Genomic DNA, 14,765 nt, shown 5'->3' on the forward strand with positions numbered 1-14,765 from the left:
CCCGTCGCCACGCTCACCTGCCGTCCCTGCCGTCGTCGTGATGACCGTCGTGCTTGCGGAGATAGTCACTGAGCTCGTCGAGCTCGGCGCGCACCTGGTCGATCCGCGCGGGCGCGGGCCGCTGGAGCGGCGGGGACGACACAGGCGGCACGGGCGGCTGAGCCTGGGGTATCGGCGGCACCGGGGTCTGCGGCATCTGGGCCTGAGGCATCTGGGTCTGCGGAACCGTCGTACCGGTGTACGGCTGCTGCGGCGGGTAGCCGTAGGCGGGCGCCGGGAGCTGCTGCGGGGCATATCCCGCGAAGCGGAGCTGGTGGAAGTGGCGGATGTCCGCCGCGAGGTAGTACGAGATCGCGATCACGAGCGAGCCCAGGAGCAGGGCGAGTCCCGTCCAGCCACCCGCGGTGTGGATCTCGTCGCCGGGCTCCGCGGCGAGCAGGACGAGGCTGAGTACCTCGGCCGCGATCGCGGCCACGAACAGCCCCCAGTCGAGCGACTTGCGGGTCACGATCGCCAGGCGCAGCATCATCGTCCAGGCGAGCAGGCCGAGGGTGAACACCGAGATCACCACGAAGAACACGCGCAGGAAGACCAGCCACCCGGTCGGGGGTGGCGGTTTCACCGGATGCGCCTGGCCGTGGCCTTGCATGGCTGCTCCTGGAGGCCTGATGGGGACGGACGTACGAGTTCGGAGTCCGAGCGTATAGGCCGACAAGGACAACCGGTCACGGGTTGTACCGAACCGTTGTCGTGCTGATCACTTCGCCCGTCCCACCGCCGCGTGTTCGCCCGTTCCGCCGCGGCTCCTTCGCCCGTCCCCGGGGCCTCAGTGGGGCGCGACCGTCCCGTCCGTCAGCCCGTCGTACATGCCGCGCACGAGCTGTTCGCCGAGCCGGCCCGCACGCCGGAGCGCGTCCTCGAACTCGGCGAGCGCGCGGAAACGTGCGCCATAGCGGCGCTGTTCGTCGAGCGGCAGCCGGGGCAGTTGGAGACGGCGCACGTCCAGCCGGGTGGCGGTGGACGCATAGCTGCTGGCCTGGCGGTTGTTGGCGGTGCCGCGCAGGAAGCCTGCCAGGAACCACGGGTCGAGCGCGGCGGGATCGGGGCGCAGGAGCGTGAGGTTGCGCCCCAGGGCGGCGCCCGCCGTGTTCTCGTCGACCACGCGCGCGATGGAGCCGCCTCCGAGCACCGGGACGACGACATCGCCCGTCTCGACCAGCACGGCTTCCTCCTCCCCTTCGGGGAGGCTTCCCGAGGGCGCGGTTCCCGCGAGCACGTCGTGGTCGGTGAGCACCGGCACGCGCGCGGGGGCGCCAATTCCTCCCGTGCGCAGCAAAAGCGCGCCCCCGCGCGCCAGTTCGCCGACGGTGATGAGGGGCCAGCGCGCGGGCTGCGCGCGCTGCGCCTCGGGGGGCGTGAGATCGGCGGTCAGGCGCAGGGTCTCGCCGAGGCGCTCGCGCACGCTCGCGAGCTGCTCGCTACCGCCCCCCGCGGCGGCCGGCGGCAGATGGCGTGCGGGGGCCAGATCGACGTCGTCGTCGAGGAGTTCGATGACGGGCACCGCACGGCTGAACCCCGGTTCCTCCCGCGCGCCGCCGGTGCGCTCGAAGGGCCGCCAGGCGTCGAGGACCGCGGTGCGCACCGCCGGCCAGTCGAGGCCGCCCCGGCTGTCGGTGGCCAGCGCACCGGTGTCGACGAGCAGCAACTCGGGCTGCGCGGGCGCCTTCTCGGGACGGCGCAGCACCCAGATGTGCAGCGGGATGTTGTACGGGGGTGCCGCACCGATCGGCAGGGCGATCACCGCGCGCAGGGCGCCGCGGCGCAGCAGGTCGGCGCGGATCCGGCGGCCCGAGCGCCGCGAGGCGGCGGCCGGAGGCATCAGCATGACGGCGCTGCCGCCGTCCTTGAGGTGGGCCAACGCATGCTGCACCCACGCCAGTTCGGACTCCGTACGGGCCGGGAAGCCGTACTCCCAGCGGGCGTCGTAGGCGAGTTCGTCGTGCCCCCAGTTGCGCTCGTTGAACGGCGGGTGGCACAGCACGGCGTCGGCCTGGAGCGTGCGGTGCGCGTCGGCGCGCAGGGTGTCCCCGGCGGCGGTGCGGACGGCGGCCTTCCCCTGCAGGGCGAGCCGCAGCGCGGAGAGGGCCGCCAGCTCGGGGGCGCTGTCCTGGCCGTACAGCTCCTGGTCCGGCCTGGGCGCCACGGCGCGCAGGAGTGCGCCGGTGCCGCACGCCGGATCGAGCGCCGTGCGCGCCGGTCCTGCGAGCTCGGCCATCAGCGTGGCGAGGTCGGCCGGCGTGAGCGTGTACTGGCGCGGGTTGTTGTCGAGGTGCCGCCCCAGCAGGAACTCGTACGTCTGCCGCGCCCCCAGCTCGGCGGCGAGCTCGGCGGCGCCGCGCAGGAGCGGGGCGGAGGGGAGGAGCTCGGGGCCGGTCGGGGTGTTCACAGCGCGCTCGCGGGGCGCGCCGAAGCGCGGGGTGATCACCTGGTCGAGCGCGGCGGGCAGCATCGCGGCGAGGCGTTCGTCGGAACCCGCGCTCAGCTCCAGCCAGTCGGTGGGGCGGTCGTTGATGAGCAGAAGGGCGCAGCCGGCGTGCACAAGGGCGGTGACCGGGCCCTCGGGGTGTCCGGCGAGTTGCTGCCAGACGCGTTCACGCAGCGGGACCTCGGCGAGTTTGCCCTGGTCGCGCAGCCATGCCTCGACTTCGGCGAGCGCGAAGGAGGGGCTGGTCTCAGTGCCGCCGACCGGTTTGGGGAAGTCGGCGTGGCGGCGGCGCCAGTTGCTGACGGCGGCGCGGCCGACCCCGGCGAGCCGCGCGATCCCGGCAGCGGTCACCTCTGTCGCGTTGTCCTGCACCCGCCTGGCTCCCCTCGTTCCGGCCTGCGACGCGCGTGGCTCCGTCCTGGCCTGTGACGCCCGTTGCGTCGTCTCCGGCCTGTGACGCCCGTAGCCCCGTCCACGTCTGTGACGCCGAGCATACCGACGTATGCAAGATCTACCCCTTCACATGCGTGTACACAACCTTCCGCGTGAATCGTGTTGACTCGGTTCACACGCTCTGCTGTTATTGACCCATCGAACGAGCGGTCGCCGGGAAGCGGCGGTCGCCGCCGTTGGGGAGGGGACTGTCATGGGGATGAAGGGCAAGATCGCGCTGGGGGCCGTCGTGGGCGTGGTCGTCATCGGTGTCGTCTCGGCGAACGCCGGCAGTGACAGCGGCTCCGGAGACAAGGGCAAGGACACCTCCGCCTCCGCCGACCGCGAGTCCGGCAAGAAGACCGACGCCAAGACCGGCGCCAAGGCGGACAAGGCCGAGAAGAAGGTCGCGTTCAAGGGGGACGGCGACTTCCAGGTCGGTTCGGACATCAAGCCCGGCACCTACCGGACCACGGGCAACACCGACGACATGTGCTACTGGGAGCGCGCCAAGGACGCCTCGGGCGAGGTGGACTCCCTGCTCGCCAACGACAACGTCAGCGGCACCAGTTACGTGACCATCAAGGCGAGCGACAAGCTCTTCAAGTCCAGCGGCTGCAAGGACTGGGAGGCCGTCGACGCGAAGGCGTCCGGTTCACCGGCCTCGCAGATCAAAGGCAACGGCGGTATGTACAGAGTGGGCGCGGACATCGCTCCCGGCACCTACAAGTCCACCGGCAACGCCGACGACTCCTGCTACTGGGAGCGCGACAAGGACGCCACGCACTCCATGGACTCGATCGTGGCCAACAACAACGTGACCGGCACGGCCGTCGTCACCATCAGCGCCGGCGACGGCTACTTCAAGACCACGGGCTGCGGGGACTGGAAGAAGACCGGCTGACGCCACCGCCGCCCCACCCGCGGTCCGTCCCCACCCCCCACTTCCCCCACTTCCCCACATCTCTTCACCACCTCACATCACTTCAAGGAACTCTCATGCGTCGCACCGCACTTGCCGCCCTCTGTCTCGCCGCCGCGGCCACCGCGGGCCTCACCGGCTGTCTGTCCGGCGAGAACAAGGCGGACAGCAAGCCGAAGGGCCCGTTCGCCGGGCTGACCGGGGGCGAAATCGCCGACCGCGCCGTGAAGGCCACCACGGGCGCCAACTCGCTCCGTATGAAGGGCGATGTCCCCGACGACGAGGACGGCGGCACGATCGGCATCGACATGGCCCTCAACAAGAAGGGCGAGTGCGCCGGCACGATGAGCATGGCCGGCCAGGGCAAGGCCGATCTCATCAAGACCGGCGACACCGTCTACATGAAGTACGACGAGGCGTTCCTGCGCGCCCAGGGCAAGGGCCAGTCGAAGTCCGAGACCGACGGGGTCGTGGAACTGCTGGCCGGCAAGTGGACCAAGATGTCCGCGACCGGCTCCGACGCCAAGGACATCGCGAGCTTCTGCGATCTCGACAGCGTGCTCGCCGACGCGAAGAACGTGAACTCCGACGCCACCCGCGGCAAGACCACCACCATCGACGGCACCCCGGCGATCGTCCTGCACGAGAAGGACGGCAAGGACCGCTACACCCTCTACGTCGCCACCGAGGGCAAGCCCTACCTGCTGCGGGTCGACAGTACCTCCGCCAAGGACCCGGGCACGCTCACCTTCAGCGAGTACGAGAAGCCGGTCCCGGCCGAGAAGCCCGCCGGCAAGATCCTCGACCTGGACAAGCTGGGCGGCTGAGGCCCCGCACGTCGCAAGACACGGGCGTCACAGCCGTACGTCTCACGAACGACACGTCGCACGCGCCACGCATCGCACGAACCACACATCGCACGCGCCATACGTCGAGCTCACAGGGTGTGCCGCACCCACACATTGGGCTCGACGTATACGGCGTATCCGCGCCCCGGTTCGCAGTGCACCGGCACCAGCGCGCCGGGCACCTCGATGAGGCCCTCGGTGCCGAAGGGCAGCCCTGTCCAGCCGCGCCACTCCTCCAGCGAGGCCGCCACCGTCATGGAGGCCGGCGCCACCGCCTCGATGACGCCGCCCGCCCGGACGTGGACGCGCAGCCATGGGTCGTGGGGCAGCCCGTCGGCCCGCTCCCGGAACGCGTACTCCTCCATCGGCGTGCGCGGTTCCAGGTGTTTGCCGCTGGGGCGGACGGGGGCGACGACCTCGTCGAAGCCGTGCGCCCGGGCGTTGTCCCGCATCGCGGAGAGCATCCGGGCCGACAGGCCGCCGCCCTGGGCGTGCGGGGCGACGACGATCGAGATGGCGCTCACCGTGTCGGGCGGTGTGCCGCGGCGCCGGTCGGCGAACGCCCAGGCCAGCACCTCGTCCCAGCCCCGGGCGGGCAGTTCGCCCCGGTCGTCGTCCGCGTCCGCGAGGGCGAACGGCACGCTGTACGCGTGGGCGACCACCTGTCCGTGCTCGTCCTCGGCGAACAGCACGTACTCCGGAAGCTCGGTGGCGATCCGGCCGTAGTGCGTGTCTCCCACCGGGTCGTGGAGCAGGAACTCCGGCCAGCTGTTGGCCATACCGACCACCTGCCCGAGCATCTCGGGACGCTCGGCGAGACTAGACACCTTCAGCCGCATGTCGGACACGGTAGGCGGGGAATCGGCCCGGGTGAAACGGTTTTGCCGCGTCGGCCGCCACGACATCACGGCGTCCCGGTGCCGGTTCGCGACAGGCTTCCGGGCGACAGTGGCCGGGCGACGGCTAGTTCGCGTGGAACCGCTCCGGGGCCTGTGTCGGGTTGCCGCCCGAGGGGAGCTTCTGGCCGGGGCAGCCGGAGAGCACCTTCTTCATGGCCGCCTTCTCGGCGGCGGTGACCCACAGCCCGTACTTCTGCTTCACGGCCACCTGGGAGGCGACATACGTGCAGCGGTACGCCTTGTTGGGCGGGAGCCACGTCGCCGTGTCGCCGTCGCCCTTGCTGCGGTTGGCGCTCGCGCCGACGGCACGGAGGTTGAGCGGGTCGTTGGCCAGGGCTATCCGCTTGCTCGCGTCCCAGTACTTGGCGCCCTTCTGCCAGGCGTCGGAGAGCGCGACGAGGTGGTCTATGTCCACCAGGCTGCGGCCGCGCGCGAAAGTGACGTCCTGACCGCCGTACGGGTCCGGGGCGAGAAGCCCGGAGGTCACCTTGCACTTCCCGTCGCTGAACTTCACGTCCTTCAGGTCCCGTTTGAGGATGTCGTCGCGGGTGTCGCACCGGTTCGAGTCCGTGTCGGCCCAGGCCGTGCCGAACCGCTCCCGGCTGTACCCCGTCTTGGGTGCGCGCCCCTTGACGGTCAGTGAGTCCACGGCGGTGAGCGCGGCACCGCCGGCCACCGTCTCCTCCGGACCCGCGGAACCCTTGGTCTCCTTCTTGCAGCCACTGACACCGGCACCGACGGCGAATATCACCAGCGCGGCCACAGCCGCCCCACCCCTCAGACGCAGCACGGCGCCCCTCCCCTTGCCTCCCCGGGTCCGCCCTGTACGGGCGCGTTTCCCCTGGTCCCACGGTAGCGGCCGGGAACCCTCGGCCATACCCGTCCTCAACGGGCAATCGGCGCACGCCGGGCGTATCGTCGGTGGTGAGTCACCTCCGGAAGGAGCTCTGGATGGGCATCTTCGACAGATTCAAGAGCCACGGGCACAACAAGGCCAAGGACATGTCTGACGCCGCGGAAAAGGAAGTCAACGAGAAGACGGGCAACAAGTACACGGGACAGGTCGACGACGCGCAGCAGAAGATCGAAGGCTCGATGGGCATCGATCGCGACCGGCCCGATCACTCATAGCCCGGAGACGCACGGAGGCTCGCGCCGACTGAACCACCCCTGAACCCTTTACGACGAAGGCCGTCCGCGGACATCTGTGTCCTGCGGGCGGCTTCGCTTGTTGAGCGATACTTCCGCCCTCGGGGCCCTCCCGGCGAGAAGGCGAGCAGCTCGAACGAGCCTCCTCCCTCTCCGCGTTCGCCGCCCTGGCCGACACGACCTCACAGGCCTGATCCGACAAGAAGATCGCCCAGGGAAAGCACTACACCCCGGCCCTGCCCTGCCTCGCAAGACGCCGGGTCGATGCCCTCTTCGTGATGCTCCGCGACGGAACCCGTCCCCGAACCGCGCCCTGCCCGGTCCGCCGCCCGGTGGACCTAGGCCATGGACAGGAGGTGGTCCGCGGGGCCGTAGTCAATCTTCCAGTCCGCATAGACGCCAGAGAATCCGTCCTGGACGCATCGCAAGCCCACGGTCACCCAGCGGACCGACCCGTCGTCGGCGAGCGAGAACGCGACCGCGGCCTCGAACTCCTCATTCGCGCACGGGCAGCCGGCCGCACCAGGCTCGTCGTCCTCCCAGGCTTCCGCGTTCCAGCACTCCTCGCTGTCCGCGATGAACGCACGGCTGCCACAGCCCGAACACTCCCGTTCCGCTCCGGACGCATTGACCAGCACGAAGAACAGCCGGCCATCGCACCCCCCACAGACGGAAGGGACGATCTTCACCCGACGGCCGTCGACAGCACCCCGGAGAAACACCGCGAGCTCCGCAGAGACACCCTCGCCAACCTGATCATCAGCATGCACGAGCACATCGTTCCAGGCACCCTGAACCACCTGCCGACCAGCTTGACCAAAGGCATAGGGGCTCCCCCCCCCGCCCCCTTACACCTTCCCGATCCCCAACGTCGTCTCCGAAGGCAGCAGTCCCGAGCTCAGCGCCGCAACCCAGAACTCGCCGAGCAGGTCGGCAAGGCGGGTGGTGGCGTCCGGGCCGAGGGTGCGCCAAGGGGTGGTGGCGAGTTCGTCCGTGTGCTGTTCGACCTGGCGGCGCAGTTCGTGGCCGGTGGGTGTGGCGGTGCCGTCGTCGTTCAGCAGGCCGCGGGCGGTGAGGCGTTCGCGGGCGGCCGTCCACTCTTCGGGGGTCCAGCCGCGGCTCTCGAAGCGTTCCACGGAGGCCGCGCCTATCGCCGCGAAGGAGACGAGCGACTCGACGGGGTCCAGGCCGGCGATGAGGAGTGCCGCGAGGTGGCCGTCGCCTCGGTGTTCGCGCAGGACCGTCGCCGCGTGCCACAGCTGGAGGTGGGGGGCCTCGGGCCACGCCAACTCCGCATTGGCGGCGGCGAGTGGGCGGCCCGCGGTGTTCGCGGCCTCGGCGGCGCGGCGGGCCAGCGCGGCGGCCTCGGCGAGTTCGGGGCTCGCTATGCGGTCGCCGAGTATCACGCGGTACGCCCGGTCGACGGCTCGCTCCCGGGCCCGCAGCATCTGCTCGGGGCTCGCGGTCTGCCAGGCGGACTTCATGTGTTCGGCGACCATGCGCGGGCTGAAGCTGTAGAAGGCGGAGGTCACGCGCTCGCTGCCGGCCGCCCCCAACGGCGCCGCGCGGTAAGGGAAGTAGCTCGGCCAGCGTTCCTCGGTGTCGTACCCGAGCGCGGCCGCCTCCTCGAAGGTCTCCGGCGCGTAGTAGAACACGGCGTGCAGGGGTTCCAGCAGGTGCCAGAGCTGGCGCACCCGGCCGAGGTCGACCCTCGCGCCTGCTTCTTCTTCCGTTCGACTGGTCTCGCTGACGTTCTCCGACATGACTCGACCCCTCGTCCCGTTCCGGCTATGCGCCGGACCCTCCACAACTTGACACTGACTAGATTGCCCGAGCCCGTCGAACTTGTCAATGCCTAGATTCGGCGTACGCTGCTGACCATGAACCCCGCGAAGACCAGCGGCTCCGCGCGGCCGTACCACCACGGTGACCTGCGCCGAGCGATCCTGAGCGCCGCCCTCGACGTCATCACCGCCGAAGGTCCCTCCGCGCTGAGCCTGCGCGACCTGGCCCGTCGCGCGGGCGTCTCGCACGCCGCCCCCGCCCACCACTTCAAGGACCGCACCGGCCTGCTCACGGCGATCGCCGCCGAGGGGTACGAGCTGCTCGCGGCCGCGCTCGCCACGGCCGACGATCTGCGGGACGCGGGCGTGCGCTACGTACGGTTCGCGCGCGAGCATCCCGCCCATTTCCAGGTGATGTTCTCCCCGGAGCTGCTCCGCGAGAACGACCTGGAGCTGACGACGGCCAGAACCCTCGCGGGCGAACGCCTGCGCACCGCCGTCTCCGCACTGCCCGCCGAGGGCCGCGGCCCCGACACCCGCCTCGCCGGTGTCGCCGCCTGGTCCCTCGCCCACGGCTTCGCCACGCTGCTCCTCAGCCACAACCTGGACGGCCAGGTGGGCGACGAGGACCCCGACGAGGTCTTCCACGCGCTGACGGGGATGCTCTTCCAGTCCAAGTCGCCCTGAACAAGCACTAGTTCAGGGCGACTTGGACTGGTGCCCCCAGGGTGGCAGCCAACCAGGCGCGGCGCCTCACCCGAGCAGGCGAATCACCTTGCGTGAGCAGGTACGTCACGACCCCAGGACGGACGCCAGGAACTCCCCGGTCCACCCCAGCAACTCCCGTCCCACCAACGGCTTTCCGCCGACCTTCGCCGTCTTGGGGCGGGGGACGAGGATCTGGTGGGCGGCCGGCTTGATGACGGTGCCCGGGTACAGCCGCTTCAGCCGCAGTTCCTGCGACTCCCTCAACTCCACCGGTGCGAAGCGGATGTTGGTGCCCTGCAGCACGATCTCGCCGACGCCGCACGCCCGCGCGAGCATGCGCAGGCCCGCCACCAGCAGCAGGTTCTCCACCGGCTCGGGCAACTTGCCGTAGCGGTCGACAAGTTCCTCGCGTACGGCCTTGACGTCCTCCTCCGTGTTGGCGGAGGCGATGGAGCGGTACGCCTGGAGGCGGAGCCGCTCGCCGGGCGCGTAGTCGTGGGGGACGTGCGCGTCGACCGGGAGCTCGATCTTGACCTCCAGGGGCGGCTCCTCCTCGACGCCGCCTTCCAGGGAGGCGCGGTAGTCGGCGACCGCCTCGCCGACCATACGGACGTACAGGTCGAAGCCGACGCCCGCGATGTGGCCGGACTGCTCGCCGCCCAGCAGGTTTCCGGCGCCGCGGATCTCCAGGTCCTTCATCGCCACGTACATGCCCGCGCCCATCTCCGTGTGCTGGGCGATGGTCGCGAGCCGCTCGTGCGCCGTCTCCGTCAGCGGCTTCTCCGGGGGGTACAGGAAGTACGCGTAACCGCGCTCCCTTCCGCGGCCCACCCGGCCGCGCAGCTGATGCAGCTGCGACAGGCCGAAGTTGTCGCCGCGCTCCACGATCAGCGTGTTGGCGTTGGAGATGTCGATGCCCGACTCGACGATCGTCGTGGAGACGAGCACGTCGAACCTCTTCTCCCAGAAGTCGACAACCACCTGCTCCAGGGCCGACTCCCCCATCTGGCCGTGCGCCGTCGCGATGCGGGCCTCCGGGACGATCTCCCTGAGACGCGCGGCCGCGCGGTCGATGGACTCGACGCGGTTGTGGATGTAGAAGACCTGGCCCTCGCGCAGCAGTTCACGGCGGATCGCCGCGCCGATCTGCTTCTCCTCGTACGGGCCGACGAAGGTGAGTACCGGGTGCCGCTCCTCCGGAGGAGTGGTGATCGTGGACATCTCCCGGATGCCCGTCACCGCCATCTCCAGCGTGCGCGGGATCGGGGTCGCGGACATCGTCAGCACGTCGACGTTGGCGCGCAGCTTCTTCAGCTGCTCCTTGTGCTCGACGCCGAACCGCTGCTCCTCGTCGACGATGACCAGGCCCAGGTCCTTGAACTTCGTCTCGGACGAGAACAGCCGGTGGGTGCCGATGACGACGTCCACCGAGCCTTCGCGCAGGCCTTCCAGGACCGTCTTCGCCTCCGTGTCGGTCTGGAAGCGGGACAGCGCCCGTACGTTCACGGGGAACTGGGAGTAGCGCTCGCCGAACGTCCCGAAGTGCTGCTGCACCAGCAGGGTCGTGGGGACGAGGACGGCGACCTGCTTTCCGTCCTGTACGGCCTTGAAGGCGGCGCGGACCGCGATCTCCGTCTTGCCGTAGCCGACGTCGCCGCAGATCAGGCGGTCCATCGGAACCGTCTTCTCCATGTCCTCCTTGACCTCGGCGATCGTCGTCAGCTGGTCGGGGGTCTCCGCGTACGGGAAGGCGTCCTCCAGCTCGCGCTGCCACGGCGTGTCGGAGCCGAAGGCATGCCCCGGGGCCGCCATGCGCGCGCTGTACAGCTTGATCAGGTCCGCGGCGATCTCCTTGACCGCCTTCTTGGCGCGCGCCTTGGTCTTCGTCCAGTCGGCGCCGCCCAGGCGGTGCAGGGTCGGGGCCTCTCCGCCGACGTACTTGGTGATCTGTTCCAGCTGGTCGGTGGGGATGTAGAGGCGGTCGCCGGGCTGGCCGCGCTTGGCCGGCGCGTACTCCACGACCAGGTACTCGCGGGTGGCGCCCTGGACCGTGCGCTGCACCATCTCGATGTAGCGGCCTACGCCGTGCTGCTCGTGCACGATGTAGTCGCCCGCTTCGAGGGTCAGCGGGTCGATGGTCTTGCGGCGGCGGGCGGGCATCCGCGCGCCGTCCTTGCCGGCCGCCTTCTGGCCGGAGAGGTCGGTCTCCGTCAGGACGGCGAGCTTCAGCGCGGGGTCGACGAAGCCGTAGTCGATCGAGCCGCAGGAGACGTGCACGACGGAGGGGCTGATGTCGGTGAGGTCGGTCTCGAGGCGGGCTGCGATGCCCTCGCCGCCGAGGACCTCGACGGTACGGGCGGCCGGGCCGTGCGCCTCGGTGACGTACACCGTGCGCCAGCCGTCGGCGAGCCAGCCCTTGGTGTCGGCGAGTGCGCGGGCGGTGTCGCCGCGGTAGGTCTCGGGGGCGTGCATGCCCAGCTTGAGGGTGTCCGCGTCGAGCTCTTCGTCGGCGGCGAAGGGCGACACCGACCACCACATCATGTCCAGCTCGCGCGCCCGGTCCCGTACGTCCGCGATGGACCACAGGGAGGCCGCGCCCACGTCGATGGGTGCCTCGCCGCCGCCTGCCGTGGCCGCCCAGGACGCCTGGAGGAACTCCTGTGACGTCGTCACCAGGTCCGCGGCCCGCGTCCGCACCCGCTCCGGGTCGCACACGACGGCCATCGAGCCCTCGGGCAGCACATCGAGCAGCAGCTCCATGTCGTCGACCAGGACCGGAGCCAGCGACTCCATTCCCTCTACGGCGATGCCCTCGGCGATCTTGCCGAGCAGCTCGCCCAGCTCCGGGTGCTCCTCGGCCAGGCGCGCCGCCCGCTGCCGTACGTCGTCGGTGAGCAGCAGTTCGCGGCAGGGCGGCGCCCACAGGCCGTGCTCGGCGACTTCCAGGGAGCGCTGGTCGGCGACCTTGAAGTAACGGATCTCCTCGACGTCGTCGCCCCAGAACTCCACGCGCAGCGGGTGCTCCTCGGTGGGCGGGAAGACGTCCAGGATGCCGCCGCGGACCGCGAACTCGCCGCGCTTCTCGACGAGCTCGACCCGGGAGTACGCGGCTGCCGCGAGCGCCTCGACGATCTCGCCCAGGTCGGCGGTCTGACCCGTGCGCAACGCCACCGGCTCCAGGTCGCCGAGGCCCTTGACCTGCGGCTGGAGCACGGAGCGGACGGGGGCGACGACGACCGAGACCGGGCCGGTCTCCGGGTCGTCGGGGCGGGGGTGCGCCAGGCGGCGCAGGACGGCGAGGCGGCGGCCGACGGTGTCGCTGCGCGGGCTCAGCCGCTCGTGCGGGAGCGTCTCCCAGGAGGGGTACTCGACGACTCCCTCCTCCGGGAGGAGGGAGCGGAGCGCCGCGGCCAGGTCCTCGGCCTCGCGGCCTGTCGCCGTCACCGCCAGTACGGGGCGGCCGGACTCCCGGGCCAGGGCCGCCACCGCGAAGGGGCGGGCTGCGGGTGGGCCGACCAGGTCGATGTGCATACGGTTGCCGTCTGTGGCGGCCTTCACCGCTTCCGCGAGGGCGGCGTCCTTGACGACGGCGTCGAGCAGACCGTGCAGGCTCATGAAGGGCTTCCATCCCGGGGAGTGGGCAACGCGAACCGCCCGACACGTGGGACGGGCCGGGGGGTTCCCAGCCTACGTCGCCCGGCTGCGGCGTGCCGGGCCTGTGGATAACGCCTGCCCTACCCGTCCGATCCCGTTCCTGGGGCTCCGCCCCAGACCCCGTAGGCAGGTTCGTCGGCTGCGGGTGAGTGGGGGCCGGTCTAAAAGATCGCGCAGTTCCCCGCACCCCTTAAGAGGCGCGGGGAACTGCGCGAGCAACCCCCACCGCCCCGCACCCGACAAACCACCCGGTGGGATCGAAGGGGCGGAGCCCCTGGAGGATGGGACGGGTAGGGGCGGCGGGGGCGAGACACCCACGGCGCCCGCAGAAGCCGCCCAGCCCCAGCCGCCCAAGGATCCGCCCCACGTGCACGCGCCCCTCGTCACCCCACAGGACCACGCCCCGGCAGCAGCCCACATACCCCCGCCGGTCACGGCCACCCCCGCCCGTGACCGGCGCCCCCGCGACCCGTACCTCCTGGCCGTGCTGTTGTTCCTCGCGTACGCGGCGCTGTCCCTCGGCCGGTACCGGCATCTGGCCACCAAGTCCTGGGACCTCGGCATCTTCGAGCAGGCGGTCCGCGCGTACGCCCACCTCCAGGCCCCGGTGGCCGATCTGAAGGGCCCGGGCACGAACATCCTCGGCGACCACTTCAGCCCGGTCACGGCCCTGCTCGCGCCCGTGTACCGGATCTTCCCGACCCCCGTCACCCTCCTGGTCGCACAGGCCGCACTGCTCGCCCTGTCCGCCGTACCGGTCACCCGGGCGGCGGCCGGGCTGCTCGGGCGGCACCGCGGGCTGGCGCTGGGGGTGGCGTACGGGCTGTCGTGGGGGCTTCAGCGGGCCGTCGACTTCGACTTCCACGAGGTGTGCTTCGCCGTCCCGCTGATCGCCTTCGCCCTCGAAGCGCTCCTGGCCCGGCGCTGGCGCGGGGCCCTGCTGTGGGCCCTGCCCCTGGTGTTCGTCAAGGAGGACCTGGGGTTCACGGTCGCCGCGATCGCCGTGGTCGTCGCGATGCGGGCCCGGCGCTCGTCCCGGCGGGCGGCCCTGTGCGCGCTCGGGGTCGCCGCCCTCGGCGTACTGGCCGCGGTGGTCACTCTCACGGTGGTGATACCGGCCTTCAACACCGCGGACACCTACGCCTACTGGGACAAGGTCGGCGCGCCGGGCAACCCCCTCACCGGCGGCAACCCCTTCAGCGGCAGTCACCTCCTCGACGGCATCGGCACCAAACTCCGTACCGTCGCCTGGCTGCTGATCCCCACCACCGGCCTGCTCGCCCTGCGCTCCCCGCTCCTCCTGGTCACGCTGCCGACCCTCGGCTGGCGTTTCCTCTCCTCCGACGCGCACTACTGGGGCACGGACTGGCACTACAGCGCGGTCCTGATGCCGGTCCTCTCGCTCGCCCTCGCCGACGCGCTCTCCCGCGCCCGCTACAGCCCGCGCCCGTGGCTGCGCTCGTACGCGCTGCACCTGCCCGCCGCCGTCGCCGCGGCCTCCCTCGCGCTGACGACCACCCTCCCGCTGTCCCTGCTGACCGACCCCGAGGCCTATCGCAAACCCGCGCGCGTGAGCGCCGTCGAGCGGATGCTGGCGCGCGTCCCGGACGGGGCGAGTGTCGAGGCGAACACCGGGCCGAGCAGCCGGCTCACCTCGCGCTGCCGGGTGTTCTGGGTCGGCACCGCCCACGGAATCACCCCGGACTTCATCGCCCTGGACAACACCTCCCACGGGATCCACGACGTCCAGGCGTACGCCCGTCAGCTGCACCCGCACGCCGAGTACGCCGTCGTCGGCGCCCGCTACGGCTACGTACTCCTCAAGCGCCAATAGCGGACACGCCGCGGGCCCGGTCCGAGGAGATCGACTCTCCTCGGACCGGG

At 71.0% G+C, this 14,765-nt stretch carries 12 protein-coding genes; 5 read left to right on the forward strand and 7 right to left on the reverse strand.

Annotation, left to right across the window (positions count from 1 at the left end):
• Positions 1-13: 13 nt before the first annotated feature.
• Together OG975_RS19690 and OG975_RS19695 are read right to left on the reverse strand one after the other, a co-directional pair.
• Positions 14-649: a hypothetical protein gene (locus tag OG975_RS19690; RefSeq protein ID WP_406330594.1), complete on the reverse strand. Its 636-nt coding sequence runs from the start codon at positions 647-649 to the stop codon at positions 14-16.
• Positions 650-826: 177 nt separating this feature from the next.
• On the reverse strand, positions 827-2,857 hold the full coding sequence (locus tag OG975_RS19695; RefSeq protein WP_406330595.1) for an N-6 DNA methylase: 2,031 nt from the start codon (positions 2,855-2,857) through the stop codon (positions 827-829).
• A 274-nt stretch (positions 2,858-3,131) separates the two neighbouring features.
• On the opposite strand from OG975_RS19695, the gene OG975_RS19700 reads away from it, so the two are divergent.
• Positions 3,132-3,821, forward strand: a complete 690-nt coding sequence (locus tag OG975_RS19700; RefSeq protein ID WP_406330596.1) for a hypothetical protein — start codon at positions 3,132-3,134, stop codon at positions 3,819-3,821.
• A 95-nt stretch (positions 3,822-3,916) separates the two neighbouring features.
• Positions 3,917-4,666: a hypothetical protein gene (locus tag OG975_RS19705; RefSeq protein ID WP_406330597.1), complete on the forward strand. Its 750-nt coding sequence runs from the start codon at positions 3,917-3,919 to the stop codon at positions 4,664-4,666.
• A 110-nt stretch (positions 4,667-4,776) separates the two neighbouring features.
• On the opposite strand, the gene OG975_RS19710 is transcribed toward OG975_RS19705, so the two are convergent.
• Positions 4,777-5,526, reverse strand: a complete 750-nt coding sequence (locus OG975_RS19710) for a GNAT family N-acetyltransferase (RefSeq protein WP_406330598.1) — start codon at positions 5,524-5,526, stop codon at positions 4,777-4,779.
• A gap of 124 nt (positions 5,527-5,650) precedes the next feature.
• The gene (locus OG975_RS19715) at positions 5,651-6,376 is read right to left on the reverse strand and encodes an HNH endonuclease family protein (RefSeq protein WP_406330599.1); all 726 of its coding nucleotides are present in this window, start codon (positions 6,374-6,376) and stop codon (positions 5,651-5,653) included.
• Between the two features lie 161 nt (positions 6,377-6,537).
• Between OG975_RS19715 and OG975_RS19720 the strand changes: the two genes are divergently transcribed.
• Positions 6,538-6,717 carry an Rv0909 family putative TA system antitoxin gene (locus OG975_RS19720; RefSeq protein ID WP_406330600.1) on the forward strand — a complete coding sequence of 60 codons (180 nt, stop codon included), beginning with the start codon at positions 6,538-6,540 and terminating at the stop codon, positions 6,715-6,717.
• Positions 6,718-7,073: 356 nt separating this feature from the next.
• On the opposite strand, the gene OG975_RS19725 is transcribed toward OG975_RS19720, so the two are convergent.
• Together OG975_RS19725 and OG975_RS19730 are read right to left on the reverse strand one after the other, a co-directional pair.
• Complete coding sequence (locus tag OG975_RS19725) at positions 7,074-7,505, reverse strand: hypothetical protein (protein ID WP_406330601.1); 432 nt, start codon at positions 7,503-7,505, stop codon at positions 7,074-7,076.
• Positions 7,506-7,583: 78 nt separating this feature from the next.
• Positions 7,584-8,498: an SCO6745 family protein gene (locus OG975_RS19730; RefSeq protein ID WP_406330603.1), complete on the reverse strand. Its 915-nt coding sequence runs from the start codon at positions 8,496-8,498 to the stop codon at positions 7,584-7,586.
• 117 nt (positions 8,499-8,615) lie between these two features.
• On the opposite strand from OG975_RS19730, the gene OG975_RS19735 reads away from it, so the two are divergent.
• Positions 8,616-9,206: a TetR/AcrR family transcriptional regulator gene (locus OG975_RS19735; RefSeq protein WP_406330604.1), complete on the forward strand. Its 591-nt coding sequence runs from the start codon at positions 8,616-8,618 to the stop codon at positions 9,204-9,206.
• A 105-nt stretch (positions 9,207-9,311) separates the two neighbouring features.
• On the opposite strand, the gene mfd is transcribed toward OG975_RS19735, so the two are convergent.
• The gene (mfd, locus tag OG975_RS19740) at positions 9,312-12,842 is read right to left on the reverse strand and encodes a transcription-repair coupling factor (RefSeq protein ID WP_406330605.1); all 3,531 of its coding nucleotides are present in this window, start codon (positions 12,840-12,842) and stop codon (positions 9,312-9,314) included.
• A gap of 406 nt (positions 12,843-13,248) precedes the next feature.
• Between mfd and OG975_RS19745 the strand changes: the two genes are divergently transcribed.
• Entirely contained in the window at positions 13,249-14,715 is a 1,467-nt protein-coding gene (locus OG975_RS19745; RefSeq protein ID WP_406330606.1) for a DUF2079 domain-containing protein, read from the forward strand.
• Positions 14,716-14,765: the final 50 nt, after the last annotated feature.

This window comes from Streptomyces sp. NBC_00203, assembly GCF_045206325.1.
Classification (GTDB): Bacteria; Actinomycetota; Actinomycetes; order Streptomycetales; family Streptomycetaceae; genus Streptomyces; species Streptomyces lutosisoli.

What these genes read in the sequence shown, in the direction of transcription:
- mfd (WP_406330605.1), bottom strand. Translation starts at nt 12,842, where the DNA reads ATGAGCCTGCACGGTCTGCTCGACGCCGTCGTCAAGGACGCCGCCCTC.
- OG975_RS19690 (WP_406330594.1), bottom strand. Translation starts at nt 649, where the DNA reads ATGCAAGGCCACGGCCAGGCGCATCCGGTGAAACCGCCACCCCCGACC.
- OG975_RS19730 (WP_406330603.1), bottom strand. Translation starts at nt 8,498, where the DNA reads ATGTCGGAGAACGTCAGCGAGACCAGTCGAACGGAAGAAGAAGCAGGC.
- OG975_RS19735 (WP_406330604.1), top strand. Translation starts at nt 8,616, where the DNA reads ATGAACCCCGCGAAGACCAGCGGCTCCGCGCGGCCGTACCACCACGGT.
- OG975_RS19700 (WP_406330596.1), top strand. Translation starts at nt 3,132, where the DNA reads ATGGGGATGAAGGGCAAGATCGCGCTGGGGGCCGTCGTGGGCGTGGTC.
- OG975_RS19705 (WP_406330597.1), top strand. Translation starts at nt 3,917, where the DNA reads ATGCGTCGCACCGCACTTGCCGCCCTCTGTCTCGCCGCCGCGGCCACC.
- OG975_RS19710 (WP_406330598.1), bottom strand. Translation starts at nt 5,526, where the DNA reads ATGCGGCTGAAGGTGTCTAGTCTCGCCGAGCGTCCCGAGATGCTCGGG.
- OG975_RS19720 (WP_406330600.1), top strand. Translation starts at nt 6,538, where the DNA reads ATGGGCATCTTCGACAGATTCAAGAGCCACGGGCACAACAAGGCCAAG.